Below are 25,838 nucleotides of genomic sequence, written 5' to 3'. Positions count from 1 at the left end.
TGAATACTATTTTATCATAAATTTATTTTACTTTTTAGACTGGTCTTAACATTAAGATACTTTCTACTTATAACATTAACTAAAACAATTGATTTCATAACATATGTCTGAAAAAGAGCTACATACTAAATTTCGTATAATCATGATAAATAGGAGACAGGATTTCCTATATATAATTAAGGTTAACCTAAGTAAAAATTTTAAAAAATCTTCTGTCCGTTAATTTAAGATCATTACATCACAAAGCTTTATAATACCTTTATCATAGCTATTTCAATTATGCTGATTTAGATCTGTTTTTGTATGCTAATTCTTGCATTAATACCAAAATTCACTCATGTACAAAGAAAAAATAAGAGACCAAATCATGTGCGATTTAGTCTCCTGGTTAGTATGCTATATCGTATGTTTCTCAATAGATTGACTATTCCCAAAATGTTCTGATTTTATCTGTACGATTTTTTGTACAAAAGTTATCCAGAAGACCCTATCCCCTCTGATAATGACCGCTCTTCCCGCCCTCTTTTTCCAATAAATAGGTGGGTCCCAATTCCATGCCTTTATCCATCGCTTTACACATATCATAAATGGTTAATCCAGTCACGCTGGCAGCTGTTAATGCCTCCATTTCAACGCCTGTGGAGCCTTTGGTTTTGACCGTTACATAAATTTCAATCAGTCCTGTTTCCGGAAATTCAAATTGGATGTCCAGTTTGGTCAGCATCAACGGATGGCACATTGGGATGAGATCTGAAGTTTTCTTTCCTCCCATAATGCCGGCAGTCTGGGCCACCGCCAGCACATCCCCTTTTTTCATATTGCCTTCCTGAACTGCCGCCCATACCTCTTCGTTCATTTTTACCTGTGAAAACGCAACGGCTGTGCGTCCGGTTTCTTGTTTTTCCGAAATATCGACCATATTCGCACGGCCCTGTTTATTAAAGTGTGTAAAACCTTCCAAGCGAAAAACCTCCTGTATGTATATTTCCCCATCTATTACCGGTCTGTTTTCCCAGCGTTTTGTGGCATATCTTGTCGCTATCATCAGTTAAAAGTACAGTCGACCCTAAATCCCATTAACCGCCACTAACAGGAGGAATAAAGGCAACAACATCCTGGTCATTTATCCATTCGTCCTTCGTTGCATATTCCTCATTAACCGCAATCATGGAATGAGACAGTTCACTTTTGGCCTGTGGATACTGTTCCTGAAGCCATTCCCGCAGCTGTCCTACCTGCCAGTTGGTTCCTTCATCGATTTGCATTTCCCGTTTGCCTGTTTTCTCAGCAAGTCCGGCAAAAAATAAGATTTTAACCATTCGTCTCCCCTCCATTCTCAGGTTTCCCTTCAGGATAAGCAACGGTTTCCTGCTGGTTGCCGACCCATGACTCTCCATCCGTCCAGAACTCCTTTTTCCAGATCGGAACCATCTGTTTAATCCGCTCAATACCATGACGGGAAGCCTCGTAGGATTCATTGCGGTGCGGGGTGGATACGGCCACAATCACAGCAATATCTGAAATTTCCATCCTTCCAATCCGGTGCTGAATCGTCACCCGTGCCCCCGGCCATTTCTCCTGTATTTCCGTGCCAATCTTCTGCAGCATCTTTTCCGCCATTTCCACATAAGCTTCATATTCCAAATACTGTGTCTGTTTATCTCCTGTCCATTCTCTGACCGTGCCAACAAAAAGATTCACAGCACCGGCCTTTGGATTTGTCACCTGCTGCATAGCTCGATCTATAGATAAAGGTGTTTCTGTTACGACAAAAGGCTTTTGAAAAACGTCCGTGGTCATCCTAATGTCCTCCCTTTTGAATCACTTTCTTATTCAGAAAATAACATACCTTCTGCTTTTCTTCTATCGAAAACGTCTCGTCTTCCCATAAGCAGTCCGAAAACCAGGTGATGCAGGCCACTACATTCGTAAGGCTTTGAAGTAAAGAAAGATCCTGTCTCTCTTTAAGCATCACAACTTTAGGAAAATCTGCTTTCTTAAACCCTTCCACAAAAATAAGGTCCACATCCTGATCCATTTGCTGAATCATTTCATCTAGGCTCATTGGTTGCTGCTTTACGATCGCGGATTTTTGCCGGGATGTGATAGCTGTTACATGAGCGCCGGCCTTGCTGTGCCGCCATGTATCCGTATATTCATGATCCATTTCAAACTCATGTCCATCATGCTTAATCGTTCCCACCCGGTAGCCTTTCTGTACAAAATAATCCACAAATAACTCCATCATGGTCGTTTTTCCGGCATTTTTGTAGCCGACTACCTGAATAACCTTGGTCAAGGCTCCCCCTCCTAACAGGACACATTACGATTGAATCGATTTAAACAGGAAAAAGGAATAAAGTTAGAAATACATAAAAAAGTACGGAATTGTATGTACAGCCCGAGCATCTATGCCGACATATTTATTCCTGCAAAACACCATGTATTACAAAAGAGTTCGACATAAAAAATTACGAGAATGTTCACTTTTTTTTCACTAACTATCGTTTCTTAAAAATCTTTTGTAAACGGAATTTATGGGGTAGGTAACGTGGGAACGGCTATTTCAACCTTTGCCGCTCCAATTATAGCTGAAGCCTTTGGCTGGCGCATGACCATTCGATTTTATTTAATCCTGTTAATTGTATTTGCATTACTAGTCTTCTTATTCGGAGATCGTAAGTAAGAAAAAAATGTAACGCCTTTAATGGAGCAGATTAAGAATGTTTACCGCAATAGTACACTTTGGTTCCTGAGTATCTCTACTTCCTGACATTTGGTTCATTTGTGGCGTTTACCGTTTATTTACCAAACTTCCTTGTTTCCCATTTTGGATTAACCGAAGTGGATGCAGGTATGCGTGAGAACTTTTATAAGGATATGTGGGAAGACATTCGGGAAAATGGCTTCTGGCAGGGAGAAATCTGGAACAAGCGTAAAAATGGTGAGATTTACCGAGAGTGGTTAACCATCAGTACCATTAAGGATGAAACTGGTAAAGAGAATTACTATGCAGGAATGTTTACGGAAATCCCGAAAAATCAATAAGAACGGAAGCACTATCCAGGCATGAATTGTTGTCTCACAGTCCTTTGAAAAGGGTCAGGAGGCAATGATTCATGTTTTTCTTTTCTTTAAATAAAATGATGAATCCAAAAGAGGTGCATACCTAAGACTGAGCTGTATAGAAGGAGAACAGATAGATATAAAAGCCGCCATTTCTTTAAAATAGCTTTCGTCATTCGATGCCCAATGAGAATTAGTAATAAGGATAGCCCAAGCTTCACCCCTGCGAAATAGAGCGGATGAGTAGTCCACAGTGCCTTCATGAGTGGATTTTGCTCTTCAATAACACCAGCGTACAACCCAAGAGACGTAAAACCCCCATCCAGAATATTTAAAATGGCGATCCCATATAAAAGACCCAAAAAATCACCCCTATCATCATATAAGGAAGTATGGGAAAAAAGACCAGTAAATAAACCTGGCATACCCGATGATGACGAGGTGACTTTAACACTTTAAAGCATGTGGGGACAGTCCCCAGATTATTTAAACGCTACCGCATCGATTTCCACGAGAACATCTTTAGGCAGCTTACTGACTTCTACAGTAGCTCTGGCCGGATAGGGCTCTTCCAGAAATTTGGCGTATGTATCGTTGATGGTTGGGAAGTCTTCCATGGACGTTGTGTAGATGGTAAACTTCACAACATTGGAAAAGCTAAGACCAGCCTCTGACAGGATCGCTTTGATATTTTTCATCACCTGCTCGGTCTGATTGACAATCCCGGTGGCAATTTCCCCATTTTCCGGATTTATCGGGATTTGCCCGGAAACATACAGAAAACCTCCAGCCTCCACTGCCTGTGAGTATGGTCCAATGGCCTGCGGTGCCTGATTCGTTTGAATTGCCTTCATTCTATCACTCTCCTAAAACTGGTATTATTCCAGTTATAACGCTAATTTTGAAAATTGTGAACCCCCCTGTATGGATAAAAGGGATTTTTGCGTCTATATATTTTAAATTTATCACGTATTAACTGGCCGTAATACGCCCACTTCAAGTCTTGAGGGTACCCCAAGAAGACTAAGTGGGGGATAAACGGCCAGTAAATTCCTGATAAGTTCAACTAACCATCCGTGGGGGATGGACAAAACCCCCACGGATGGAAGTTTCACTTTATCGATTCCTGATTCTTCAAAACCCAAAATTCCTGATATACATCAGGAAGCATATGAACACAACATTCAATAACTAAAGCCTGGATAAAAACTTATCCAGGCATAATCATCACAAATGATTCAATCTCAAGACCAATCCTAATGCTCCTTATCCTGACCATCTACATACCGTCCGTAATCCGGCACAGCTATACGATCAAAATGTTCAACCAGATATTTCAGCTGTGAGGAAAGCTCCTCGCCGGACATCGGAATCCCATGTCCGGTAACAGCCACATTCGGTTTTAACTCTTCAAGCTTTCGTACAGACTCACGGGCTGCCTGCCAATCCGGAGTTAAATAACGAGGAGGACCACTGATTTCCTGCTCCTGAACCATAACCTTAAAGAGATTTTCCTGTTTTACCGTAACAAATGCATCACCAGCAATTAATGAGCGGTCCTGTTCACGGAAAAATGATACATGGCCCGGGCTATGTCCCGGTGTATGTACCCATTTCCACTCTTCAAGATGAGGAACACTGCCATCAGCTGGTAAGGCCTGCACATGATTCCCCAGATTCACGGGTTCATTTGGAAAATAAGGGGACATTTTCGCCACCATTCCGCCTTCAACTGTAGGATCAGGCTCAGGATAGCTTTTCTCTCCTGTTAAATATGGAATCTCAGCTTCATGGGCATAAACCGGCACATCCCAATGCTCCACCAGCTCCACTATCGCACCCACGTGATCAAAATGCCCATGCGTCAGAATGATTCCACGGGGAGCTTTATCCTCACCGAAGCGATTTTCCACTTCTTTAATAATATCATCTGCCGACCTCGGCATGCCGGCATCTACAAGCATCCAATTGTCTGTATCAGGCTCACCCAGAAACACCACATTCACTACTTGAATCGGAAAGCAGTAAATATCGGAAGTAACTGCCTGTCCGATCCCACTTGTAAGCGAGGTAACCGGAATAAAACGATGGTCATCACTATATTCCATTTCATCCTTCATTACATTTCCCTCCTTTTATAAAGTGAAACTTCCATCAGCGGGGTATTACCGACAGTTAATGCGTGATCAAGGACTATTTATAGTTTTTCTATTGAGGAAAAAAGTATAAATCATTTCTCGTTTTCAATGGCAAAAAAATAAACAGGAACCCATTCTCCGGCCCTGTTTCCATACAATAAAATTAAATTTTCTGAAGTTCTCCTGCATTCTGAATCTCTTCCGCACATTCATAGCATACTTTCTTTCCTTTAATATCAACCGTGTCCTTCACATTATCACATATGACGCAGGATTCATGTGAGCGGAATTTCTTCAGAACAATCATATCGTCATCCACAAAAATTTCGATCGGATCCTTAATGTTAATATCCATGGTCCTCCTTAATTCAATAGGGATCACGATACGTCCCAGCTCATCAACCTTTCTTACCAATCCAGAAGCTTTCATCTTTTTCAAATTCCTCCCATATTAAGTAATTTTTTTCTGTATATTTACCCATTTCTTTATAAGAGTAAACCACTAATTACATAGTTTATCAAAAAATTCAAACTTTTCCATTAACAGTTTGATTACAATTGTAAATTAAAGCCATTTACCTAGTTAAATTCGCCTAACAACCGAGAATTCATCCATGAAGATTTTCCTCTACCTATACATTTCGTTTAATGAATGACTTGATGTGGGGGTATTACCGGTCATTATTTTCATGTTAAAAAAGCGTACAAGATGACTTGTACGCCAACATCAGGATAATATCGATTGTAAGGCCTCATCCACATTGGTTGTCGGCTGCTGACAGGCAAAATGTTCACATACATACACGGTCGTCTTATCCTCAATTTGCTGGTATTCCCTCGCAAACGGGGCCACTTCGCCGATTTCCTCAGGTGATTCTCCAACAAGGACCGACACATCTGGCAAAAACGCTTTATTCAGCTCAGACAGAAGCCTCTCCCGGTGTTCATCTCCTTGGTTCCCGATAACGACAACCTCTTTCGTTGGAGTTTCAAATAATAACAAGCTTTGCAGGAAATATGTACTCCCAGTGGATGCCCCTTCAATGTCATCCTTAAAACTGTAGTACATCTCCTCCACTCGATCCAGCCACTCGATTTCACCTGTCAGATAGGCCATTTTTTGCAGCATCACTACCGCTACACTATTTCCGGACGGGATAGCTCCATCGTATACTTCTTTTTCCCTCGTCAATAAGGTCTCGCTATCATAGCCGGAAAAATAAAACGCTCCTTCCTCGTCATCCCAAAAGTATTCAAACAGATCCCGGACGATATCTTTGCCCTTCTGCAGATAAGCTAAATCAAAGGTGGCCTCATAAAGCTCAATATAAGCCCATAATAAAAAGGCATAATCATCAAGAAACCCTTTATTCTGTACCTCTCCATCACGATAACGAACCATTAACCGGCCATCTGCAAAAAGCTTCTTCTCCGCAAACTCCATGGCTGTTTGAGCAGCTTCTATATACTGTTTTCTTTCAAATACCTTTCCGGCCCGTGCAAGAGCAGCAATCATGAGGGCATTCCACGATGTCAATATTTTGTCATCCACATGTGGGTACACTCGCTGTTCTCTTTCCTCAAGCAGCTTCAACCGGGCGCCTTCCATTTCTTCCTGCAGTTCCTCCATCGTCATCTTATGGTTCGCTGCAATTCTCTTCCTGTTTACTCCAATCTGGTTTGGAATATTTTTTCCCTCAAAATTACCGGCTGGAGTAATATTATAAACTTGCGAAAAACGATCCCCGAGGTCATCTCCAAGCACATCAAAAATTTCTTCCTCTGTCCATGTATAGTACTTTCCTTCCTCACCTTCTGAATCAGCGTCAATCGCCGATAAGAAGGCTCCCTCTTTATTCCTCATTTCTCTTAGCACAAATTCAATGGTTTGCTCACTGATTTGTTTCCACCTGGGACTCTCCGTAAGCTGATAACCTTCTGTGTATGCCATGATTAATGTCGCCTGATCATACAGCATCTTCTCAAAATGGGGAACCAGCCATTTTTCATCGGTTGAATAACGGGTGAAACCAAAGCCGATATGGTCAAACAATCCCCCATCAGCCATTGATTTTAACGTTTTTTCGACCATTTGCCTGGCCGGGATCTTACCTGTCAGGTGATAATACTTCATTAAAAACATTAAGTTATGAGCCGACGGAAATTTTGGTGCTGCCCCAAAACCCCCATACTCTGGATCAAACATTCGCCCCAGCTGTTTATAGGCTTTATGTGTGTTATCAATCGTGAGCCGTTCCTTTGCCTTTTTCTGCTTCAATTTCTCGAAAGCATTCGTTACACTGTCCGTTACTTCCGCTATATGTTCCGGATCTTCCTTGAACTTCCGGTAGAGCTGTGTGATCACTTCTTTAAAACCCGGCATGCCATACTTGCTCTCTTTTGGAAAATATGTACCGGAATAAAATGGAATCTTATCCGGAGTTAAGAAAACACTGAGCGGCCAGCCCCCGTGTCCGGTCATCATCTGACAGACCTTCATGTAAATGGAATCCAAATCGGGCCGCTCCTCCCGATCCACTTTTATCGATACAAACCGCTCATTAAGCAGAGCTGCCATTTCCTCATCCTCAAAGGATTCATGCGCCATGACATGACACCAGTGGCAAGTCGAATAGCCAATGCTTAAAAACACAGGCTTTCCTTCCTTTTTTGCCTTTTCAAAAGCCTCCTCTCCCCATGGAAACCAGTTCACAGGGTTATAGGCATGCTGAAGTAAGTAGGGAGATTTTTCATCAATTAATCGATTGACTTTAGAGTTAGCGGTCATACGGCATCACCTCCTCATATTTTTCCCTGTTTTCAGTTTACCCTAAAAGACACGAAACAATCGAACCATTCATTCTGTATTCTGATTCCATTTACTGTTTAACAACGTTTTTCCTCCAGTATAGCCGCACTTAAAGGTTTAAAATTTTTCCATTGACGTACTCTAATAAACTTGTTATGATTCTTCTATTATTTTAATAGAATATAAACCTTGTATAAGTTCAGGAATAGGGCCTGAACGTCTCTACCAAGCTGCCGTAAATAGCTTGTCTACAAGGAATGGAAACGTAAGATGGAGTGAAATCTTCTATTCCTTGTAGACAACTTTGGCTGTTAGCGGCCAAAGTTTTTTCATATACTAAACGAAATGGAATGGGAGATGCAGACATCATGAAAAGCTTTTTTCAATTTGCAGAACGGAACACTTCATTTAAACAGGAATCCCTGGCAGGAATTACGACCTTTTTGTCTGTTGCGTATATTTTAGTTGTCAATCCGCTTATCCTGAGTCAGTCGGGAATGGATAAGGGAGCCGTCTTTACAGCTACAGCCCTGACAGCCATCATTGGTTCACTGCTTATCGGTTTACTTTCGAACTATCCGATTGCGATTGCGCCTAGTATGGGGCTGAATTCCTTCTTCACCTTTTCCGTTACGATTGGAATGGGAATAGAGTGGCCTGTGGCGTTAACAGGGGTTTTTATTGCCGGAATTATTTTTATGATCCTGAGCTTACTGAAAATCCGGGAAAAAATTATTAATGTCATTCCTCAGGATTTAAAGCATGCGGTTGCCTCGGGGATCGGTTTTTTTATTGCCTTTATCGGTTTGAAAAATGCCGGAATGGTTGTTTCTGATCCGGATACATTTGTCACGCTTGGGAACTTAACCTCCCCTATGACAGCCTTAGCTGTACTGGGCCTTGTTATAACCATATGGATGCTTGTAAGAGGCATCAATGGCGGGATTTTCTACGGAATGGTCATCACAACGGTCGTCGGGATGGTGTTCGGAATCATCAGCATGCCCTCCTCCATCGTAGGTGATGTTCCCAGTCTGGAGCCTACTTTCGGGGTTGTGTTCGGCCATTTAGATCAGATTCTCACCCCTGAATTACTGGCCGTCATTTTCACCTTTTTATTTGTGGCCTTTTTCGATACGGCCGGTGCGTTAATTGCCCTTACCAGTCAGGCAGGGATTATGAAGGATAATAAAATACCAAATGCAGGACGGGCCCTGCTTGCAGATTCATCTGCTGGTGCTATAGGAGCCATCCTGGGGACATCCACACCGGCAACGAGCGTCGAATCCTCAGCAGGAATTGCTGTAGGAGGACGGACAGGCTTTACATCCGTCATCATTGCTGCCTGCTTTGCTATTGCGCTGTTTTTCTCACCCATTCTGTCCGTCATTACATCGGAAGTAACAGCACCTGCTCTTATTATTGTAGGATCCCTCATGGCGATGGAAATCAGCAAAATCAATTGGAGTCAGCTTGAGGTGGTCATCCCATCCTTTATTACGATTATCATGATGCCTCTGACTTCAAGTGTGGCGACCGGTATCGCCCTAGGTTTTATCCTTTATCCATTAGCGATGGTGGCACAAAAACGCTTTAAGGAAGTTCATCCCATTATGTATGTGCTGTGCTTATTATTTACGTTTTACTTTATCTTTTTAGCCTAGGATATTAAGATACTTTATAAACTGGTTTATCGACAGGACAGGCTTAGCCCATATATATAAAGGATAAAGCGTCCAATTTTCCTCTTCATTAAAAAATAACCCCGTACCGCTTTTTATGTGGTTCGGGGTTATTTTCATGATTATTACCTGTTTTAAAAAGGTCTGACTGCCTGTTTTACAATTCCTTTTCCCCTTTTTGTCCATTAATAGAATAGCTGGCCGTAATATTCGCTGACAGGGAATGGGAAACAGAGCAATACTTATCTTTGGACAGCTGAATGGCTCTTACCACTTTATCCTCGGGTAAATCACCTTCCAGTGAATAATGAATATGAATATCAGTAAATTTTTTAGGATGATCATCTGCCCGTTCCCCTTCTACATCCATTTGAAAGGATTCAGGCTCGAGTCGCATTTTCTTCAGTATGGAAATAATATCAATACCGGTACATCCGGCAACAGCGTTCATTAAGAGTTCAGTCGGACGGGCTCCGCTATTGACGCCTCCCACCTCTTCTGCTGCATCCATTTTAATTTCATGACCGGACGGAGTCACCCCTGCAAAGGCCATGCGATCCGTCCATTGTATACTTGTTTTCATGGAAATCACCTCTTAAGTATAAAATTACATCTTACTATTTTCTTTATACAGTATTTTATCATTACCCCCAAACACTGACTACTTTGACGGGTTATGGAGCTGGCAGGTGTCATTTGTTAACACTTCTTCAGTTTTTTTGTATGACAATACAGATTTTGGGAAAAGTAAGGAGCAGGAGGTGATAAAATGGAAAAAAACAGGAATCGAAATCGCAACAACAACAACAACAACAACAATAACAACCAGGAATTGAATGTGGACGAAAACACAGAGTTTGCAAATGAAAATGATGCACGTGACATGCAGAATCGTAACAACCGTAACAACCGTAACAACAACAACAATAACAACTAAATAAACAACAAAGCGAAGTGGTTCAGCATTTTTACATAATTGCGGAACCACTTCGCTGCAAAAGAAAATTACGTCTCAATATGAAAGCCTTGAGAAACAATATTGGATGCAATTTCCTGCAATTCAATTTCATCTTCATTATATTCGACTTTAATTTCCCCGTCATCCGGATCGACCAGCACCCGTTCAACTCCGGATACATTCATTAGCAACTCTTCCAGCTCCTGAATATTTTCATGGGCTGTAGCTTCTTTAATGAAAAGCGTATTATGAGGCATAATGCACCCCTTTCTCTCTCTGCTTTATCCGCCAGTCACTTTTATCATACCCTGATATTAAAAAATCATTATAAAGTGAAACTTCCATAAGTGGGGGTATTACGGCCAGTTTATGCGTGATAAAAGTTCCCATGAACCTCATCGTATGCAAAAGGATGAAAAGAATGACTCACTCATTACATCTTCTTTTTATACCATAAAATATGAGTTCCGACTTAGATGTATAAAATTCATTAATTTCCACAAACTATGAACAAGCAATCAAACACTAAGGTGGTGAAGGATCAATGGGTATCTTCCAATCCATTAATGGGTGGAGAAAAAATCGCAGGGAAAAGAAACGGGCTCTTATGCAGGCGAAAGGCTTTTGTCCTGAGTGCCGTGGCAGAGGGTTCAATGTAGTCCCCTATAGTGAGGCCTATTATATTCCGCCATTGGATTGCATGGGGTGTGACGGAAGTGGTTTATATTCAGATTGGGAAAAAAATCAATACACATAAAAATGAACGGGTCTGCACCCGTTTTTTTATTCCAGCCTATACATAAGGCTCCCTGCTGAAGGGAGCCTTATATTTTGAGTTCAGTTCGCGAGCTCCGGAATCCTCCAAACCAGAAAATCACAACTGAACAATTGAAGCCTCAGCTGTTTCTTTAGTAACCACCGTATCCATAGCCTGCAGAAGCTCCAATAATAATCAGCAAAATAAACAGCACAACGATTAACGCAAAGCCTCCGCCATATCCATAACCACCGTAACTCATCATCTAGCCTCCTTTTATTATGTCTTTGACACTACACCTTATGCACTGGAATTTCTTCTTGTATAGGACACTTATGGAAATTAGAATGAGAGATCCCAAAATTTTCATTACAGTTTTCTGTCCACCTTACTAATTATTCAAATTATTCCAAACTTTCATACATGTTTGTCTTTTCCTCAACATATAAATCTAGTAAAATCGAAGTGTAAGCGTTTACTAGATTTGATCACAGGTTCATAATATTTTAAAAGGAGGGGTATGAAAATGAACGGGATTGTCTTAGCTGTTTTTGGCTTAATCATGTTTTTTCTAGGTTATCGTATTTATTCTAAATATCTGGCTGAGAAAATTTTTCGACTCAATCCCAACTATGTCACACCTGCGAACCGCTACAATGATGGTGTTGACTTTGTGCCCACAAACAAATGGGTTCTGTGGGGGCACCACTTTACGTCCGTTGCAGGTGCAGCACCGATTTTAGGACCTGCCATTGCCGTATATTGGGGCTGGCTCCCGGCTTTATTATGGGTAGTTCTGGGTACGATGTTTGCTGCAGGTGTTCACGATTTTGGAACTATTGTTTTGTCCGTAAGAAATAAAGGGCAGTCTGTGGGAACCCTGGCAAACAAACTAATTGGTCAGCGGGCCAAAATCTTATTCCTGTTTATTATTCTCTTACTGGTTCTCATGGTGAATGCCGTGTTTGCCTGGGTAATCGCCAATCTCTTTATATCCAATCCATCCAGTGTACTTTCTGTCTTTATTCAAATTCCTTTAGCTATATGGATCGGTTATCGTGTGTATAAAAGAAAAGGCGGTATGTTGATTCCATCCTTATTTGCGCTTGCTGCAATGTATGCAGCGGCTGTACTGGCAAGCTATGTCCCTGCTCTGCAAATTGATCTTGTCAGATACTTTGGCGGTGAGGGAGCGACTGGCCTATTTGGCATGAATGCAACCTCCTTGGCCTTTCTGGTATGGATTGTTATCCTGATGGTTTATGTGTATATTGCTTCAACGTTACCGGTCTGGAAGCTTTTGCAGCCTAGAGATTATATTAACTCCCACCAGCTGGTCGTTGGTTTATCCATCTTATACTTAGGGTTGCTGTTTACCCTTCCGCAGGTAACTGCACCTGCTACGAATGCCAATCCTGATACACCTTGGTTTCCTCTGCTGTTTATAACGATTGCATGCGGGGCAATTTCAGGTTTCCATGGATTAGTCTCTTCAGGTACAACCTCCAAACAGCTTAATAAAGAAACCGATGCACGACAGGTGGGTTACTTAGGAGCCATTGGCGAAGGGGCTCTTGCGCTCATTTCCATTATTGCCGTGGTTACCTTCTTCCCTACCTTAAGTGATTTTTCTGCCACCTATAGCGGATTTGAAGCAGCAAGTGAAACAGGCCTTGGGAACTTTGTCGCCGGGGCAGCCCAACTGGCAACCGGCATAGGTATACCGGAAACCGTAGCAGCCACCATTGTTTCCGTCATTGTCGTAAGTTTTGCCGCGACTACACTGGACTCATCTGTTCGTCTCATGCGGTATATCATTTCTGAATTAGGGGAAGAGTACAACATCCGCCCAATGACAAAAATGCATGTAGCTACCTCGATTGCTGTTGTATCCAGTACGGTCTTGACCCTGCTTCCTGAGGGATCAAGAGGATTTGGTTCAGGTGGATACTTACTCTGGCCGTTATTCGGAACATCTAATCAGCTGCTTGCCGGCATCAGTTTACTGTTAATTGCGATTTGGCTGAAACGACAGGGCCGCAATTACTGGCCAGCCATTATTCCAATGGTCTTCCTCATGTTTATGACCTTATGGGCGATGGCCCAGCAGGTAATTTTCGACTGGTCAGGTTATGGCGGAGGAGAGGCAAATATGCTGCTGTTTGTATTCGGAGCCATTATTCTGATCTTTGCCATTTGGATTATCCTGACCGCCATATCGGTTCTTTCCAGGAACCATAACACAGGAATACCGAATGATTAATACCAGAGCAAAGCCGCGCAGTCGATGTGCGGCTTTTCCCTCTTTGTTCTAACAGGTTTCAGGAGGGAAGGCAGCCCGAACTTATTCACGCATTAACCGGCCGTAATACCCCTTCTTCAAGTCTTAAGAGTAACCATCAGGGCTAAGGGGGGGATAAACGGCCAGTAAATTCCTGATACGTTCAACTAACCATCAGTGGGGGGATGGAAAACCCCTCCCCACTGATGGAAGTTTCACTTTATCGAAAGGAGACTGACGATGAAATCACTGAAGCGAATATTTGAACTGTACGACGAAATCCTGCGTCTCCCTCACAAACAGGAGGTTGCACGGGAGCTCCGTGATGAGGATGATCTCTTTTTACTGCTGCTTTATTCAGATATGTTAGGAATCCCGAATCCAGCCTTTTATTACACACTTGAGTTATACCCTTACATCATTGATCGCTTTCATGATTGGCATTTACGCATGGGTATGGAAAAATCACCTTTTGAGGGGATTCGCTGCTGCTAATAAGGATTTAATCCGCATACGTTCATTGGAGGGGATCACATGAATGAATTGCTGAAAAAACGGATCATTTTTGTCGGTGGCAAAGGTGGTGTCGGTAAATCCACTGCCTCTGCCGCCCTTGCTCTGGCCTTCTCTAAGAAAGAGGAAAAAACCTTAATTGTATCCACCGATCCTGCTCATAATCTTGGAGATATCTTCTATAAAAAAATAGACGATCAGCCGGTCAAAATTCGGGAACATCTCTGGGGCATGGAGATTCATCCGGAAAAGGAGTCAAAGAGATATATTGAATCGGTGAAGGACAACCTTAAAGGACTGGTCAAATCAAGAATGGTTGAAGAGGTTCACCGGCAAATTGATATGGCCAGTGCTTCTCCAGGTGCCGATGAAGCTGCTCTGTTTGATCGGATCGTGTCCATTATTTTAAATGAAGTCGATCATTTTGATAAAATTATTTTTGACACTGCACCGACCGGCCACACCATTCGTCTGCTGAGTCTGCCTGAGCTTATGACCGTATGGATGGAGGGCATGGTAGACAGACGAAAGAAAATCAATGATAATTATACTCAGTTGCTTAATGATGGAGAACCGGTGGAGGATCCCATTTTTGACGTTTTACAAACAAGGAAGGAAAAATTTATCAACGCACGGGACATCCTCTTAGATCCTTCAAAAACCGGTTTTACCTTTGTCCTGATTCCTGAACGTCTGCCCATACTCGAAACCCAAACAGCGGTAAAACAGCTGGATTCCTACCATCTGCACGTACGTACACTCATCGTCAATAAAGTACTGCCTGAACATGCCGATGGAGACTTTTTAAGGAAGAGAAGACAGCAGGAAGAAACCTATTTACAGGAAATCAGGAAGACATTCAAAAAACAGGATCTATTACATATTCCTTTATACGAAGAGGATGTCTCTGATATGGACAAATTAACACAATTCGCCAATCAGCTATGGCAGGAACTAAAGGGGGAAGCTTATCATGAAAGCAATCGTTCATAAAGAACAGGAAGGTCTCAACGGTCTGTTTTATGAGGACATGGATGAGCCGGAAGTAAACACCGGACAAGTCAAAATCAAACTGAAAACCGGGGGCATGAACCGTCGCGATGTCGCCCTGCTCCACCGGCATAAACCGGATCAGCCTCCACTCATTATGGGCTCGGATGGTGCAGGTGTTGTAGAGGCCGTCGGTGAGGGTGTCAAAAATGTAAAAGCCGGTGACGAAGTGGTTATCGATCCTTCCTTGGGCTGGCAGAAGAAAAGCGAGGCCCCACCTGAAGGATTTAAAATTCTCAATATGCCTGATCACGGAACGTTTGCCGAGTATATCACGATTCCGGCTGAAAACGTGGAAAAAAAACCGGAACATTTATCATGGACAGAGGCTGGTGTGCTTCCACTGGCAGCTCTAACCGGTTATCGTGCCCTCTTTACACGGGGTAAGGTACAATCAGGCGACACAGTGATGCTTCCCGGTATAGGAAGTGGCGTGCTGACTTATATTTTAATGTTTGCAAAAGCAGCCGGAGCCAGAGTCATCGTTACTTCCAGAAGTGAAGAGAAGCGGCAAAAGGCACTGGAGCTTGGAGCGGATGTCGCTATTCCAACAGAATCTGATTGGAAGGAAGAACTCAAGGATGAACGGGTCGATCTCTTGATTGAAAGCATTGGCCGGGCCACCTTTAACAAATCCCTTGGTATCATTCGCAAAGGCGGGACGATTGTAACCTTTGGTGCGACGACTGAGGATGAAGTAAACATCGACATCCGCAAATTTTTCTACGGGCAATTTAACCTGCTTGGCTCTACAATGGGCAGTCATGAAGAGTTTAAAGAAATGCTGGCCTTTGTGGAAAAGCATCAAATCAGACCTGTTGTAGACCGAATTTTTTCACTCCCTGATTATAAAGAGGCCTTCAGCTATTTACGTGATTCAAAAAACTTTGGAAAAATCGCCTTTGATATTCATTCATAAGTATAAAACCGGACCCAAATCCATGTGGTCCGGTTTTCTTTTTGGCTGCCCCGTATATTTTGGGAAAAAGTTTGAGATTATAAGAACATGACTATCCTTATAGGGGGAAGACCGATGGAAACCGAACATCATGTCCGATTAACCGCACCGGAAATATCCGGTTTATGGACACAATATATGTTTGACAGTATGTCCCAGCGCTTTTTCGAGTATGCCCTGGAACATATTGAGGACGAGGATATCCGAAGTTTATATAAAAAAGCTTTAGCCTTGTCTGAAAAACACCTGGCACATGTATCGGAGTTTTTTAGACAGGAAAATCACCCTACTCCTCAGGCATTTACAGAAGCTGATGTAAATAAAAAAGTACCCCCCCTATTCCAGGAGCCTTTTTACCTCCACTATTTATATATTATGTGTCTTCAGGGACTTACAGGGTATGGGTTGTCTGTAGGTACGTCGATTCGGTCTGATTTACGAAGCTATTTTATCCAGTGTAATACAGAGACGATGGAGCTGTTTGACCAGACTACACAAGCGATGCTTACGAAGGGCCTGTATAGTCGTCCACCAGTGGTAAACCAGGCAGAACAGGTCTCCTTTGTAACGGATCAGGGCTTTTTAACGGGCTGGTTTGGTCACCGTCGCCCCCTTACTTCCCTCGAAATCGGGGACATAACATTTAATATGTATAAAATGAACCTGCATATCGCATTAAAAATCGCCTTTGCCCAGACCTGTACGGATAAGCACGTTCGAAAAATCATTGAGCGGGGAATGCAGATTTCCAACAAACATACGGAAGTGTTTAAAAGTATATTTAATGAAGAAAAACTGAACTCTCCTATATCATTACAGGCACTCGTGACTGATTCAACCGAAGCTCCATTCTCTGATAAATACATGATGTATCAGATTCAGTATTCCACTCAGATTGCCATAGCTTTCTACGGAACAGCCATGAGCGTGAATGCAAGAAGAGATTTAGGGGCTCATTATACTCGCTTAACCGCTGAATTAGTGGCATTTGCTGAGGATTGTGCGAATCTGATGATTAAAAATGGATGGTTGGAGCAGCCGCCCATGGCGACAGACCGGGAAAAGATTGCTAAGAAAAAATGACAGATCCCTTTCGAATATAGACGGAAGCTCCCGCACTGTAGCCGGATGAGGTTTTTGATCTCTTACCTGCAAAGAGGTTAATCAATAAAAACGTCTTATGAAATGAGCGTTGAAGGGTAGCCATTTAACGCTCATTTCTTCGTTAGTTGTCTCATCTTCCCAACCCATTATATGGTCTTACTTCCCGACCTCACTATCTCCTAAAGCACTTTACTCCATCGAATTGGCTATTTCGATTAAATCATCCATTGTTACGTCAGAACCAGTTCCATCAGGGGGTTCTATCAGTGATAATTCATGATGATGACCATTTTCGTTTTCCCATCTCACACTTGATTCAGATACGTTAGCCTCCATTCCATTTTCCAAAGTAACGGTTTTACTACTTTTTTCATTCGCATACGATACATTTCCATACTTCGTGTTCAGTAATAAGTTTGAGCTGTCTCCTGCATATGTGAAAGTCGTCAAAATGATTTTGCCGTCAGGGTCATTTACAGGTTCACTTGTATAATCAAAATCAACAACGCGCATATTCTCGGGTAATTCTGCAGGGACTACTAAAGTCTCTCTAATTTCTTCAGGTAACTCTGCAACTTTATCCTGAACCTTCTCAGGATAATTAGAAATTGTCTCCTGAGATGGATTGGAGTCACTGGAGCAAGCTGACAGAATTCCAATAACGATCATGATTACAAAGGTTAGAGTTTGTTTCAAAGCCATCCCTCCTCCTTTTATGATTTGTTTAGTTATACGAACACAGGCAGCAATAAGTTTCCTTTCTGTACTAATCTTACTGGAATTTTATACCGATTGTTGACGTAATCCCAGGACTTGAAGCGGGAGGATTACGACTAGTTAATACATGATAATAAAAAAAGTAGTTCAGTCAGGGGATACAAATTCGTTTTGTCCTCCTGAACTGAACTACTTTCTTATCGAATGCTGACTTTTGATGATTTAATGCTTAGCCTGATAATGATCAAATGTATCAAGCGCAAGGGTAACCCCCTGAGAGAAGGATGCCCCTCCCCCAAGTGCCGCACTTACGGCAATGGTTTCCATAACCTCTTTCTCACTTGCCCCATGCTCCACAGCTCCTTTAGCGTGGTACATGATACAATACTCATCCTGGGAATAAATACTGATGCCAAGGGCCATGAGCTGTTTGTGCTTTTCAGACAACGCTCCTTCTTTAAAGCAGGCTTCGGTAAAATCGAAAAAGCCTTTCGTCATTTCAGGCAGACCCTTCTGCAGGCGGGTCGCGCCCTCCTTAAAATCCACAATAAGCTCCTCAATATAATCAATTTCCTCGTGATCATGGTCATGATGATGCTCATGATCATGCGTATGTTCACTCATATCGATCACCTCATATGTAAATGTTTGTACACTCTTAGCATACCTAATCTTCACCCAATCCATGCATTCCCCTGCTAATCCTTTAGCGCTTTAAAGGATGTGGGGACAGTCCCAAGTGTGATGCATATCATTACAAACCGTTATCATCTCAAGCATAATGAAGGTAGGGAAGAAATTGAATGACGCTCCAAATGGTAAGGAGCAGCTGATTCGCATCCTTGACCAAGGAGACTTTTTTGGAGAAATGTCGATTTTCTCTATATATGCATCGTTCAGACATTCAGGAATTAATGGTGAAGCACCCGGCCATTTCGTTAAAAATACTGAGGAATTCAGCAGACGTCTCGACCATACAGAGCATCTCGTGGAACAGCTAAGCTCACAGGATGTGGAGAACGCTTTACAGGACAAGAGAATGATCGAACAAACCGGACAACGAAAAATTAAAATTATTGATATAGATCAATTACAAGACAAAACGGAAGCCTGGTAATAGGGGTAATCAGGAAGTATTCCCCCCATAACATCAAGGCATTTTCCTGAACAAATCCTAATGAAAAGGGTGATGAACATGTTAAACATTCTTCTCGTCTACACGAGTATGGCAGGAAATACGGAAGAAATGGCAGATACAATTGCCGACACACTCAAAAAGCATAAGGACATTAACCTGACCTTCATGGATATTATAGATGAGGAACCGGAAAACCTCAGTCAATACGACGGAATTCTGATTGGCAGCTATACATAGAGGGGCGGCACGGTTCCGGCAAAAACAAAGGGCAAAAGCCAACCCCGGCTTTTGCCCTTTTGTTGCTTTATTTTACAAATTGATGGTTCTTCAAAAAGGAAATGATCCCGTCCATTAATCCCTCAGCCAGCGGTAAATCAGGATTCGAGTACGTATCCAGGTTTTCTGCCCGTTCCTCAGGCGCTCTTTTCAGCACATGATTCATTTCATTAATGATCAGAAGCTTTGAATTTTTGTGGGCCTCATGCAGGTTCTCCGCTTCTTTTTTCGCTACCTGAACATCATGCTCACCATTTATCACGAGCACAGGCATAGGAAGCTTTTGTATTTCTTCAACCGGATTGTATTGCATCCACGAAGACATGAAAGCCTGAACAGATGGACGGAAGGTGCTCTGGAGTGCCTGTGGAATATCCTCCACTTTTTCTCCCTGCTTTAACTGTTCAAGAATTTTTTCGCTTTCCTTCACTAAGTCATCGCTTAACCCATCCTGTAGCTGATCATAGAGCACTTCATCAATGCTCCGGCTTGCACCGGCAATAGAGATGAAGGTATCCACATCTGTATCGGCAGCAGCCAGCATGCCCACTAATGACCCCTGACTATGCCCGATGACACAGACATTTGAGAACTGTTCATCCTGGCTCAGCTTTTGAATCCAGGCCCTTGCATCAGTCACAAAGTCCTCGAATCGCAAGTCCTCTTCTGCTATCAGTGAATCCTGATTCTTGCCCACACCACGTTTGTCGTAACGCAGACTTGCTATCCCATTTTCAGCCAGACCCTCCGCAAGCATTTTCAGGCTATTATTTTTCCCCGGAATGGTCGGTGTGTTTCCGTTACGATCTGTTGGCCCGGATCCTGGAATAATCAGAACGACCGGGTGCGGACCCTTTGCACCATCCGGAAGCAGTAATTCCCCATTTAACTCTCCATTCGGGGTATCCACGCTCATGAATTGTCCCTCATCTTCTGCGGTCTCTTCTTTCCTGTCTTCCGTCTTTTCTAAAGTAAAAAGAAACGACTGCCCATTCTGACTAAAGGTGCCTTCAATAGACTCTGCGTTTTTCTCTCCATCAAAAGTAATCTTCTGTCCCTGCAGCTCCATTTGAAAAAATACCTGGGGCAAATCAATTGAAATATTGGATAGCGGATAATCCTTAACCCCTTGCACAGGGATGCTGATCGTTCCCGTCCAATCATCTTCATTGGAAAATGTAATGACAATCGGTAAAGGCCGGTCAGGAATCTGGATTTGTCCATCCCAGGTCCCCTCCAATTCCTTTTCCTGTTTCTTTTCATTCGAATCCTCTTCTTTTTGATCTTTACAGCCTGTTATAAAAAATGATGTTATAATTAACACGAAGCCGATAAATATTTTCCTTTTCATATGCTTGCCTCCATCATGTTAAAAACCTGATTATTAGTATGTGAGCCCATCATCCTTTCGATACGTCAGACAAGGAGTTAGGAGAAGCCATATAGAAATTAATAGAGGAGGCCTTCCATGTCTCCTGTAGACTCATTGCATTTTCCAAACCTAAACCAGGAAAGGTTATACTGGAAGAAAGGGTAGAATTTATGAAAAAACTTATATTTAGTATTGTTACAATTATTTTAATCCTGATCTTATCTATCTCTTTGTATAAATTTTTCGTTGTGAAAGATCCAGCAGATGAAGTATATCTCATTCCGGATGGATATGAAGGCTGTATAGGCATTTTTTATGATTTTAAAAACCAGGAACCATTACAAATAGAAAATAACACGATTACGTATCAAGTCCCTGATGACGGGATAATAAAAACTTCTTCTCCTGAGAATTTAGGCTGGGCTTATGAGGATCATTCCGGTTTTCGTCAAGTCGATTATTACTATGTGGACAATCAGGGTAATCGGAAACAGTTAAATCACGAAAAGTATATTCATTATGGAGGTAATGCAAGCACCAGCAGAACATTACCAGATGGAACTCACATTAATTTATCATTCAGTCACTTTTATGTAGGAAAAAAACCGGATAATTACTCTTTCAAAGGCTGCTTTCGTACAGATAAAGAATTGGAACAAGTATTAGATAAATAGGCCCGGCATCATTAAGATTGTTTACGCAGATGATCTGACTTAATAAACGCCTGGAACCCCAAGCGTTTACCTGTGTCGTCTTCATATATAGTCGATGATTGATTTTCACGTCATGCGTGTACTTTTAAAACGGCTTTAAAATCATAAGTGCAATGACGATTAAAAAGATAAAATTTTCCAATCTTTCATATCGAAACAACTCTTTTTCCATACGATAATAATCACTTGGAATCTCTTCTCCATCATATTCAACCAGCCACTGTTTTATTGGCTTGGATCTCGGCGACAGCAGCAGCGGACCAAAGGCCAGGGCAATTAAAAAGAGTATGAGGCTGAGCCAGTACCAGGCTTTTTCAAACAAGGACGTATTCATAAAGCCCATGGCAAGACCTGTAATTAAAAGCAACGTACCTCCAATCATCACAAAAGTATGTAATCGATTCCGTATAGCATAAGCGTGTCTTAATTCGGTCATGTTTTTCGCACTGGACACGACACGGATCATAACAAATCCCGGCCCCATACCAAGTATTGCTGAAAATACGTGAATGGTCACCAATAGCATATAGAATGACATCGTGATGCCTCCCCTTATTAAACTACGACATTATTATATCGCAATATAGGTTTAATAAGGGGTGATATGCATCACGCGATCAAGGCTGCTTACTTTGCCTCCAGTTCCTTCTGATGATCCAAGTGTTTTGTGCAGTTTAACAGCTGACACTCCCACTCGCCTTCCGTTCTCTCAAATATGGAGAAGGCTGTATTTTCGAAGCGTTCATCAAAATGTGGATTATCCAGTAAACCTTTAATAAGCATATTCAAGGTCGCTCCATGACTGACAAACAAGATACGTTTTCCCTCATAGGCCTGGCAAAACTCCTCGACACACGCAACACTTCTCTGGGTTACCGCTTCTGTTCCTTCACGCCCCAGGTCCAGCTCCCGCCAATTTTCACCGTACTTTTTCACTCTTTCCAATTCCGTTGTGCCCTCGATTTCTCCAAAGCCTCGTTCCTGAAGTCGAGCATCTTTTATGACGGAAAGCCCTGTATGGCGAGCCACAGCATTTGCTGTATCAGCGGCCCGGGACAGCGGACTTGTCACAATAAGGTCCCACTCCCCTTTTTGAAAACGGGTGGCCAGTACCTCAGCCTGTCTCTGTCCCACTTCATTTAATTGCACATCGGTTTGCCCCTGCGCTTTCCGCTCCACATTCCAATCTGTCAATCCATGCCTTATCAGTCCAATCGTTGTCATATGGCCCCTCTCCCCTATCATGAAAAAATATGAATGTTATTATTATACGATATTTCCGGTGAAAGAAAAATAGGAACATACCTGAATTTTCTGCCGACGATAAGGTCTATATTAATTTCACAAGGGTCCTTCCTCTGGCCTTCCCTTCCAATAAATCAGGCAGAACATCCGGTAGCTCCTCAAGTGTAACTTCCTGCTGAACAAAAGGCTCAAACGTATCTGGTTTAAAGTCTGCAGCCAGATGCGCCCATATCTGTCGCCTTATTTCCATTGGACAGTAAACCGAATCAATCCCCAGCAGGTTTACGCCTCTGAGAATGAAAGGAAAAACTGCTGTGGGTACTTTTGTCCCTGCCGTTAATCCACTGACGGCAACCGCACCACCGTATTGAATCTGACTTAACACGGATGCCAGAGGCTCGCCGCCCACAGGGTCAACAGCAGCCTGCCACGTCTGTTTGCCTAATGCCTTTATTTTCCCGTCAAACACATCGGTGCGGGAAATCACCTGATCTGCCCCTATTTGCTTTAAATACTCATGCTCAGAATCCTTGCCTGTACTTGCCTCCACTTCAAAGCCCAGGGATTGTAAAATGGAAATGGCAAAGCTCCCCACTCCTCCTGTAGCTCCTGTTACCAGTACCTTTCCTTTTTCAGGGGTAACCTGGTTCTCCAAAAGACGCTTTACAGACAGACCTGCCGTAAACCCTGCCGTTCCTAAAATCATCGCTTCTTTGAGAGAAAGGCCTTGAGGAAGGGGCACAATCCAGTCAGCAGGTATCCGCGCATACTCACTGTATCCCCCGGCATGTGAGACACCAATTTCATAGCTGGTGGCAATGACTTCATCCCCTTTCTGAAAGCGGGAATCCATGGATGATTCAACCACACCAGCCATGTCAATCCCCGGCACCATGGGATAGTTTCGAATGATGTTCCCATTAGGTATACCTGCCAGGCTATCCTTGTAATTCACCCCCGAATAATGCACACGGATAAGCACTTCTCCCTCAGGCAGATCCTCGATTGCCTGATTTTTAACGGTTAAAGAAAATTCATCCCCCTGCTTATCTGCAACTAATGATTGAAACGTAATGGTCATCATGAATCTCCTCCTTTTTATTACAATAAAAGCTTCTGGAGACAATCCTTCCAGAAGCTTTTTTTATAAAGTGTAGTCTTGTTGGGTTACCCCCAAAACTTGAGGTGGGCTTATTACGGCCAGTTAATAAGTGTTAAAACTTAATCCATCAAATCATTTTCATTATTAATGGCTTGTAAAACTTGTACTCTGCTATGGTCATCTTTAAAGTACTGAACCAGATTCGCAATCTTATCAATCGCTTCCCAGCTCAAATGATGTTCAATCCCTTCTACATCATCATAAATCTTATCCTTATGTACCCCAATGATTTCCAAAAATTCCTCCAGCAGATCATGGCGATAGACAAGAAGATGACCAAACTTTTCCCCTTTGGAGGTTAAATTCAAGCCTCGATAGCGTTCATAAACTAGATAGCCATCATCGCCGAGCTTTTGCACCATTTTCGTAACCGATGACGGCTGAACGGATAAGTTTTCCGCTATTTCAGATACTCTGGCATATCCTTTTCTATGTATCAATAAATAAATCTGTTCCATATAATCTTCCATACTCGGAGTCGTTCCACCCATTTCACAAAGCCCCTTACATCATACCTTTACCTAAATTATAGATGAAAACAACCATGATAACAACCGGGAAAAGGTGGGGAGAGCGGTTTGGCCATACGGCATAAACTAAATAAGCAAGTATGAACAAAGAAAAACGATGAACTGCTTAGGGCCGAATTGCATAACCTTAATCAGATTTGGAAATTTTAATATAACCATACCAGCGATTTATTTGATTGACAATTTTGGCAACTTGCTATATTTTAGTCTCAGGAAACTTTTTTATAGCTGTAAAAGTTTTACGCACAATTACCTAACCTGATTCATATATATTCATTGTGAATTATTTTTTTAGCTAGAAGTTTCCCTAAGGAAAGACTTGTTTAACAAATTTAATATGACGAACTGTAAAAATAAAACACCGACAGTAAGGGAGAGATGCATATGACAGAGAATGTCCTTCTAGCCCTCAGCTTGACATTGATGGCTGGGCTGTCTACGGGTATCGGAAGTGTCTTAGCTTTTTTTACATCAGACACGAATACTAAATTTTTATCCTTTGCCCTTGGTTTCTCTGCAGGGGTGATGATTTATGTTTCCTTTGTTGAAATTTTTGTAAAAGCGCAGGAAGCATTGATTGAAGCCCAGGGGGAAACGTTAGGAAATTGGATCACGGTGGGAGGCTTTTTTGGGGGAATTCTTCTAATCGCGTTGATTGACAAATTTATTCCTCAGCAGGGAAATCCCCATGAAATAAGAAAAGTAGAAGATATGAAAAAGGAACCGAAAATCATAAATGACCAATCTTCCTTACTCAAAATGGGATCTTTTACGGCCTTAGCCATTACGATTCATAACTTTCCTGAAGGGATCGCCACATTCACATCCGCACTCCAGGACCCCGGCTTAGGCATTGCGATTGCTATTGCGGTTGCCATTCATAATATCCCTGAAGGCATTGCCGTTTCCGTTCCGGTTTATTTCGCAACAGGAAGTAAGAAAAAGGCATTTAAGTTATCCTTTCTGTCAGGTTTATCTGAACCCTTGGGAGCCATCGCTGCTTACCTAATTTTAATGCCTTATTTAAATGATATGATGTTCGGGATCATCTTTGCTGCCGTTGCCGGAATTATGGTTTTCATCTCTCTTGATGAACTCTTGCCTGCTGCCAAAAAGTACGATGAAGCCCACCTTTCCATATATGGATTAATCGCTGGAATGGCTGTTATGGCTGTCAGTCTGCTGTTAGTCTTATAAAGTGAAACTTCCATCAGTGGGGGTTTTCTCCATTCCCCACGGATGGTTAGTTGAACTTATCAGGTTTTTACTGGCCGTTTATCCCCCACTTTGTCTTGTTGGGTTACCCTCAAAACTTGAAGTGGGGGTATTACGGCCAGTTAATACGTGATAACTTAAAGCTCAGGATGCG

Annotated in this window: 31 protein-coding genes, 1 pseudogene and 1 riboswitch; of the genes and pseudogenes, 13 read left to right on the top strand and 19 right to left on the bottom strand. The window is 42.3% G+C overall.

Annotated features, from left to right (window positions below; all coding sequences use genetic code 11):
* Positions 1–487 precede the first annotated feature (487 nt).
* The 4 genes from moaC to mobB all read right to left on the bottom strand — a co-directional run bounded on the left by moaC (position 488) and on the right by mobB (position 2,299).
* On the bottom strand, positions 488–961 hold the full coding sequence (moaC, locus tag ACZ5OK_RS06740) for a cyclic pyranopterin monophosphate synthase MoaC (protein ID WP_343843646.1): 474 nt from the start codon (positions 959–961) through the stop codon (positions 488–490).
* 115 nt (positions 962–1,076) lie between these two features.
* Positions 1,077–1,319 carry a molybdopterin converting factor subunit 1 gene (gene moaD, locus ACZ5OK_RS06735; RefSeq protein ID WP_343843644.1) on the bottom strand — a complete coding sequence of 81 codons (243 nt, stop codon included), beginning with the start codon at positions 1,317–1,319 and terminating at the stop codon, positions 1,077–1,079.
* A complete protein-coding gene (locus ACZ5OK_RS06730) occupies positions 1,312–1,800 on the bottom strand; it encodes a molybdenum cofactor biosynthesis protein MoaE (protein WP_044156920.1) in 489 nt (162 codons plus the stop codon). The genes moaD and ACZ5OK_RS06730 overlap by 8 nt, the downstream gene beginning before the upstream one ends.
* A 1-nt stretch (position 1,801) precedes the next feature.
* Positions 1,802–2,299 carry a molybdopterin-guanine dinucleotide biosynthesis protein B gene (gene mobB / locus ACZ5OK_RS06725; protein ID WP_343843642.1) on the bottom strand — a complete coding sequence of 166 codons (498 nt, stop codon included), beginning with the start codon at positions 2,297–2,299 and terminating at the stop codon, positions 1,802–1,804.
* 222 nt (positions 2,300–2,521) lie between these two features.
* On the opposite strand from mobB, the pseudogene ACZ5OK_RS06720 reads away from it, so the two are divergent.
* Positions 2,522–2,940: pseudogene (locus ACZ5OK_RS06720) on the top strand (MFS transporter); the annotation flags it as partial.
* 194 nt (positions 2,941–3,134) lie between these two features.
* Here the strand turns inward: ACZ5OK_RS06720 and ACZ5OK_RS06715 are convergent.
* The 5 genes from ACZ5OK_RS06715 to ACZ5OK_RS06695 all read right to left on the bottom strand — a co-directional run bounded on the left by ACZ5OK_RS06715 (position 3,135) and on the right by ACZ5OK_RS06695 (position 7,992).
* Positions 3,135–3,428 (bottom strand): DUF5658 family protein, encoded by a 294-nt coding sequence (locus ACZ5OK_RS06715; protein ID WP_343843640.1) that lies wholly within the window; start codon positions 3,426–3,428, stop codon positions 3,135–3,137.
* Between the two features lie 120 nt (positions 3,429–3,548).
* Positions 3,549–3,920 carry a RidA family protein gene (locus ACZ5OK_RS06710; RefSeq protein ID WP_343843638.1) on the bottom strand — a complete coding sequence of 124 codons (372 nt, stop codon included), beginning with the start codon at positions 3,918–3,920 and terminating at the stop codon, positions 3,549–3,551.
* A 402-nt stretch (positions 3,921–4,322) separates the two neighbouring features.
* The gene (locus ACZ5OK_RS06705; RefSeq protein ID WP_343843636.1) at positions 4,323–5,186 is read right to left on the bottom strand and encodes an MBL fold metallo-hydrolase; all 864 of its coding nucleotides are present in this window, start codon (positions 5,184–5,186) and stop codon (positions 4,323–4,325) included.
* 181 nt (positions 5,187–5,367) lie between these two features.
* A complete protein-coding gene (locus ACZ5OK_RS06700) occupies positions 5,368–5,634 on the bottom strand; it encodes an AbrB/MazE/SpoVT family DNA-binding domain-containing protein (RefSeq protein ID WP_343843634.1) in 267 nt (88 codons plus the stop codon).
* 297 nt (positions 5,635–5,931) lie between these two features.
* On the bottom strand, positions 5,932–7,992 hold the full coding sequence (locus ACZ5OK_RS06695) for a thioredoxin domain-containing protein (RefSeq protein ID WP_343843632.1): 2,061 nt from the start codon (positions 7,990–7,992) through the stop codon (positions 5,932–5,934).
* A 190-nt stretch (positions 7,993–8,182) separates the two neighbouring features.
* Positions 8,183–8,284: riboswitch (purine riboswitch) on the top strand.
* 97 nt (positions 8,285–8,381) lie between these two features.
* On the opposite strand from ACZ5OK_RS06695, the gene ACZ5OK_RS06690 reads away from it, so the two are divergent.
* Positions 8,382–9,677, top strand: coding sequence for an NCS2 family permease (locus ACZ5OK_RS06690; protein WP_343843629.1), 1,296 nt, complete (start codon positions 8,382–8,384; stop codon positions 9,675–9,677).
* 175 nt (positions 9,678–9,852) lie between these two features.
* Here ACZ5OK_RS06690 and ACZ5OK_RS06685 read toward each other — a convergent pair whose 3' ends face one another.
* Entirely contained in the window at positions 9,853–10,278 is a 426-nt protein-coding gene (locus ACZ5OK_RS06685) for an OsmC family protein (RefSeq protein WP_343843628.1), read from the bottom strand.
* Between the two features lie 186 nt (positions 10,279–10,464).
* Here ACZ5OK_RS06685 and ACZ5OK_RS06680 point away from each other — a divergent pair, with 186 nt between their 5' ends.
* Complete coding sequence (locus tag ACZ5OK_RS06680; RefSeq protein ID WP_343843627.1) at positions 10,465–10,632, top strand: hypothetical protein; 168 nt, start codon at positions 10,465–10,467, stop codon at positions 10,630–10,632.
* 68 nt (positions 10,633–10,700) lie between these two features.
* Here ACZ5OK_RS06680 and ACZ5OK_RS06675 read toward each other — a convergent pair whose 3' ends face one another.
* Positions 10,701–10,910 carry a heavy-metal-associated domain-containing protein gene (locus tag ACZ5OK_RS06675; protein WP_343843626.1) on the bottom strand — a complete coding sequence of 70 codons (210 nt, stop codon included), beginning with the start codon at positions 10,908–10,910 and terminating at the stop codon, positions 10,701–10,703.
* Positions 10,911–11,197: 287 nt separating this feature from the next.
* Here ACZ5OK_RS06675 and ACZ5OK_RS06670 point away from each other — a divergent pair, with 287 nt between their 5' ends.
* A complete protein-coding gene (locus ACZ5OK_RS06670; protein ID WP_343843624.1) occupies positions 11,198–11,410 on the top strand; it encodes a methionine aminopeptidase in 213 nt (70 codons plus the stop codon).
* Positions 11,411–11,561: 151 nt separating this feature from the next.
* On the opposite strand, the gene ACZ5OK_RS06665 is transcribed toward ACZ5OK_RS06670, so the two are convergent.
* Positions 11,562–11,672 (bottom strand): YjcZ family sporulation protein, encoded by a 111-nt coding sequence (locus ACZ5OK_RS06665; RefSeq protein ID WP_304952207.1) that lies wholly within the window; start codon positions 11,670–11,672, stop codon positions 11,562–11,564.
* Positions 11,673–11,936: 264 nt separating this feature from the next.
* On the opposite strand from ACZ5OK_RS06665, the gene ACZ5OK_RS06660 reads away from it, so the two are divergent.
* The 5 genes from ACZ5OK_RS06660 to ACZ5OK_RS06640 all read left to right on the top strand — a co-directional run bounded on the left by ACZ5OK_RS06660 (position 11,937) and on the right by ACZ5OK_RS06640 (position 17,295).
* Positions 11,937–13,673: a carbon starvation CstA family protein gene (locus ACZ5OK_RS06660; RefSeq protein WP_343843620.1), complete on the top strand. Its 1,737-nt coding sequence runs from the start codon at positions 11,937–11,939 to the stop codon at positions 13,671–13,673.
* A gap of 258 nt (positions 13,674–13,931) precedes the next feature.
* Positions 13,932–14,186 carry a cory-CC-star protein gene (locus ACZ5OK_RS06655; protein ID WP_343843618.1) on the top strand — a complete coding sequence of 85 codons (255 nt, stop codon included), beginning with the start codon at positions 13,932–13,934 and terminating at the stop codon, positions 14,184–14,186.
* Between the two features lie 39 nt (positions 14,187–14,225).
* Positions 14,226–15,197: an ArsA family ATPase gene (locus tag ACZ5OK_RS06650; protein ID WP_343843616.1), complete on the top strand. Its 972-nt coding sequence runs from the start codon at positions 14,226–14,228 to the stop codon at positions 15,195–15,197.
* Positions 15,178–16,173 (top strand): zinc-binding dehydrogenase, encoded by a 996-nt coding sequence (locus ACZ5OK_RS06645; RefSeq protein WP_343843614.1) that lies wholly within the window; start codon positions 15,178–15,180, stop codon positions 16,171–16,173. Before ACZ5OK_RS06650 ends, ACZ5OK_RS06645 begins: the two co-directional genes overlap by 20 nt.
* A 114-nt stretch (positions 16,174–16,287) precedes the next feature.
* Entirely contained in the window at positions 16,288–17,295 is a 1,008-nt protein-coding gene (locus ACZ5OK_RS06640) for a DUF3231 family protein (RefSeq protein ID WP_343843612.1), read from the top strand.
* Positions 17,296–17,505: 210 nt separating this feature from the next.
* On the opposite strand, the gene ACZ5OK_RS06635 is transcribed toward ACZ5OK_RS06640, so the two are convergent.
* Both ACZ5OK_RS06635 and ACZ5OK_RS06630 read right to left on the bottom strand, forming a co-directional pair.
* A complete protein-coding gene (locus ACZ5OK_RS06635; protein WP_343843610.1) occupies positions 17,506–18,012 on the bottom strand; it encodes a hypothetical protein in 507 nt (168 codons plus the stop codon).
* Positions 18,013–18,255: 243 nt separating this feature from the next.
* The gene (locus ACZ5OK_RS06630; RefSeq protein WP_343843608.1) at positions 18,256–18,657 is read right to left on the bottom strand and encodes a carboxymuconolactone decarboxylase family protein; all 402 of its coding nucleotides are present in this window, start codon (positions 18,655–18,657) and stop codon (positions 18,256–18,258) included.
* 157 nt (positions 18,658–18,814) lie between these two features.
* Between ACZ5OK_RS06630 and ACZ5OK_RS06625 the strand changes: the two genes are divergently transcribed.
* On the top strand, positions 18,815–19,150 hold the full coding sequence (locus ACZ5OK_RS06625; RefSeq protein WP_343843605.1) for a hypothetical protein: 336 nt from the start codon (positions 18,815–18,817) through the stop codon (positions 19,148–19,150).
* A gap of 60 nt (positions 19,151–19,210) precedes the next feature.
* Positions 19,211–19,408: a flavodoxin family protein gene (locus ACZ5OK_RS06620; protein ID WP_464758600.1), complete on the top strand. Its 198-nt coding sequence runs from the start codon at positions 19,211–19,213 to the stop codon at positions 19,406–19,408.
* Between the two features lie 67 nt (positions 19,409–19,475).
* Here the strand turns inward: ACZ5OK_RS06620 and ACZ5OK_RS06615 are convergent, their stop codons facing one another.
* A complete protein-coding gene (locus tag ACZ5OK_RS06615; protein ID WP_343843599.1) occupies positions 19,476–20,798 on the bottom strand; it encodes an alpha/beta hydrolase in 1,323 nt (440 codons plus the stop codon).
* 191 nt (positions 20,799–20,989) lie between these two features.
* Here ACZ5OK_RS06615 and ACZ5OK_RS06610 point away from each other — a divergent pair, with 191 nt between their 5' ends.
* The gene (locus ACZ5OK_RS06610) at positions 20,990–21,493 is read left to right on the top strand and encodes a DUF6843 domain-containing protein (protein WP_343843596.1); all 504 of its coding nucleotides are present in this window, start codon (positions 20,990–20,992) and stop codon (positions 21,491–21,493) included.
* Positions 21,494–21,617: 124 nt separating this feature from the next.
* Here the strand turns inward: ACZ5OK_RS06610 and ACZ5OK_RS06605 are convergent, their stop codons facing one another.
* From ACZ5OK_RS06605 to mntR, 4 genes are all read right to left on the bottom strand, one after another.
* Positions 21,618–22,070, bottom strand: coding sequence for a DUF2269 family protein (locus tag ACZ5OK_RS06605; protein ID WP_343843593.1), 453 nt, complete (start codon positions 22,068–22,070; stop codon positions 21,618–21,620).
* Between the two features lie 89 nt (positions 22,071–22,159).
* Positions 22,160–22,756 (bottom strand): histidine phosphatase family protein, encoded by a 597-nt coding sequence (locus tag ACZ5OK_RS06600; RefSeq protein WP_343843590.1) that lies wholly within the window; start codon positions 22,754–22,756, stop codon positions 22,160–22,162.
* A gap of 106 nt (positions 22,757–22,862) precedes the next feature.
* Complete coding sequence (locus ACZ5OK_RS06595) at positions 22,863–23,858, bottom strand: NADPH:quinone oxidoreductase family protein (protein ID WP_343843678.1); 996 nt, start codon at positions 23,856–23,858, stop codon at positions 22,863–22,865.
* Positions 23,859–23,998: 140 nt separating this feature from the next.
* Positions 23,999–24,430 carry a transcriptional regulator MntR gene (mntR, locus tag ACZ5OK_RS06590; protein WP_343843587.1) on the bottom strand — a complete coding sequence of 144 codons (432 nt, stop codon included), beginning with the start codon at positions 24,428–24,430 and terminating at the stop codon, positions 23,999–24,001.
* 423 nt (positions 24,431–24,853) lie between these two features.
* On the opposite strand from mntR, the gene zupT reads away from it, so the two are divergent.
* On the top strand, positions 24,854–25,666 hold the full coding sequence (gene zupT, locus ACZ5OK_RS06585; RefSeq protein ID WP_343843585.1) for a zinc transporter ZupT: 813 nt from the start codon (positions 24,854–24,856) through the stop codon (positions 25,664–25,666).
* Positions 25,667–25,838: the final 172 nt, after the last annotated feature.

Source organism: Salinibacillus aidingensis (assembly GCF_055393355.1).
Note: the sequence above shows the minus strand (reverse complement) of the source record. Positions and strands in the feature narration are given on the sequence as shown.

What these genes read in the sequence shown, in the direction of transcription:
- moaD (WP_343843644.1), bottom strand. Translation starts at nt 1,319, where the DNA reads ATGGTTAAAATCTTATTTTTTGCCGGACTTGCTGAGAAAACAGGCAAA.
- ACZ5OK_RS06730 (WP_044156920.1), bottom strand. Translation starts at nt 1,800, where the DNA reads ATGACCACGGACGTTTTTCAAAAGCCTTTTGTCGTAACAGAAACACCT.
- ACZ5OK_RS06710 (WP_343843638.1), bottom strand. Translation starts at nt 3,920, where the DNA reads ATGAAGGCAATTCAAACGAATCAGGCACCGCAGGCCATTGGACCATAC.
- ACZ5OK_RS06705 (WP_343843636.1), bottom strand. Translation starts at nt 5,186, where the DNA reads ATGAAGGATGAAATGGAATATAGTGATGACCATCGTTTTATTCCGGTT.
- ACZ5OK_RS06700 (WP_343843634.1), bottom strand. Translation starts at nt 5,634, where the DNA reads ATGAAAGCTTCTGGATTGGTAAGAAAGGTTGATGAGCTGGGACGTATC.
- ACZ5OK_RS06695 (WP_343843632.1), bottom strand. Translation starts at nt 7,992, where the DNA reads ATGACCGCTAACTCTAAAGTCAATCGATTAATTGATGAAAAATCTCCC.
- ACZ5OK_RS06690 (WP_343843629.1), top strand. Translation starts at nt 8,382, where the DNA reads ATGAAAAGCTTTTTTCAATTTGCAGAACGGAACACTTCATTTAAACAG.
- ACZ5OK_RS06685 (WP_343843628.1), bottom strand. Translation starts at nt 10,278, where the DNA reads ATGAAAACAAGTATACAATGGACGGATCGCATGGCCTTTGCAGGGGTG.
- ACZ5OK_RS06680 (WP_343843627.1), top strand. Translation starts at nt 10,465, where the DNA reads ATGGAAAAAAACAGGAATCGAAATCGCAACAACAACAACAACAACAAC.
- ACZ5OK_RS06675 (WP_343843626.1), bottom strand. Translation starts at nt 10,910, where the DNA reads ATGCCTCATAATACGCTTTTCATTAAAGAAGCTACAGCCCATGAAAAT.
- ACZ5OK_RS06670 (WP_343843624.1), top strand. Translation starts at nt 11,198, where the DNA reads ATGGGTATCTTCCAATCCATTAATGGGTGGAGAAAAAATCGCAGGGAA.
- ACZ5OK_RS06665 (WP_304952207.1), bottom strand. Translation starts at nt 11,672, where the DNA reads ATGAGTTACGGTGGTTATGGATATGGCGGAGGCTTTGCGTTAATCGTT.
- ACZ5OK_RS06660 (WP_343843620.1), top strand. Translation starts at nt 11,937, where the DNA reads ATGAACGGGATTGTCTTAGCTGTTTTTGGCTTAATCATGTTTTTTCTA.
- ACZ5OK_RS06655 (WP_343843618.1), top strand. Translation starts at nt 13,932, where the DNA reads ATGAAATCACTGAAGCGAATATTTGAACTGTACGACGAAATCCTGCGT.
- ACZ5OK_RS06650 (WP_343843616.1), top strand. Translation starts at nt 14,226, where the DNA reads ATGAATGAATTGCTGAAAAAACGGATCATTTTTGTCGGTGGCAAAGGT.
- ACZ5OK_RS06645 (WP_343843614.1), top strand. Translation starts at nt 15,178, where the DNA reads ATGAAAGCAATCGTTCATAAAGAACAGGAAGGTCTCAACGGTCTGTTT.
- ACZ5OK_RS06640 (WP_343843612.1), top strand. Translation starts at nt 16,288, where the DNA reads ATGGAAACCGAACATCATGTCCGATTAACCGCACCGGAAATATCCGGT.
- ACZ5OK_RS06630 (WP_343843608.1), bottom strand. Translation starts at nt 18,657, where the DNA reads ATGAGTGAACATACGCATGATCATGAGCATCATCATGACCATGATCAC.
- ACZ5OK_RS06625 (WP_343843605.1), top strand. Translation starts at nt 18,815, where the DNA reads ATGAAGGTAGGGAAGAAATTGAATGACGCTCCAAATGGTAAGGAGCAG.
- ACZ5OK_RS06620 (WP_464758600.1), top strand. Translation starts at nt 19,211, where the DNA reads ATGAAAAGGGTGATGAACATGTTAAACATTCTTCTCGTCTACACGAGT.
- ACZ5OK_RS06615 (WP_343843599.1), bottom strand. Translation starts at nt 20,798, where the DNA reads ATGAAAAGGAAAATATTTATCGGCTTCGTGTTAATTATAACATCATTT.
- ACZ5OK_RS06610 (WP_343843596.1), top strand. Translation starts at nt 20,990, where the DNA reads ATGAAAAAACTTATATTTAGTATTGTTACAATTATTTTAATCCTGATC.
- ACZ5OK_RS06605 (WP_343843593.1), bottom strand. Translation starts at nt 22,070, where the DNA reads ATGTCATTCTATATGCTATTGGTGACCATTCACGTATTTTCAGCAATA.
- ACZ5OK_RS06600 (WP_343843590.1), bottom strand. Translation starts at nt 22,756, where the DNA reads ATGACAACGATTGGACTGATAAGGCATGGATTGACAGATTGGAATGTG.
- ACZ5OK_RS06595 (WP_343843678.1), bottom strand. Translation starts at nt 23,858, where the DNA reads ATGACCATTACGTTTCAATCATTAGTTGCAGATAAGCAGGGGGATGAA.
- mntR (WP_343843587.1), bottom strand. Translation starts at nt 24,430, where the DNA reads ATGGGTGGAACGACTCCGAGTATGGAAGATTATATGGAACAGATTTAT.
- zupT (WP_343843585.1), top strand. Translation starts at nt 24,854, where the DNA reads ATGACAGAGAATGTCCTTCTAGCCCTCAGCTTGACATTGATGGCTGGG.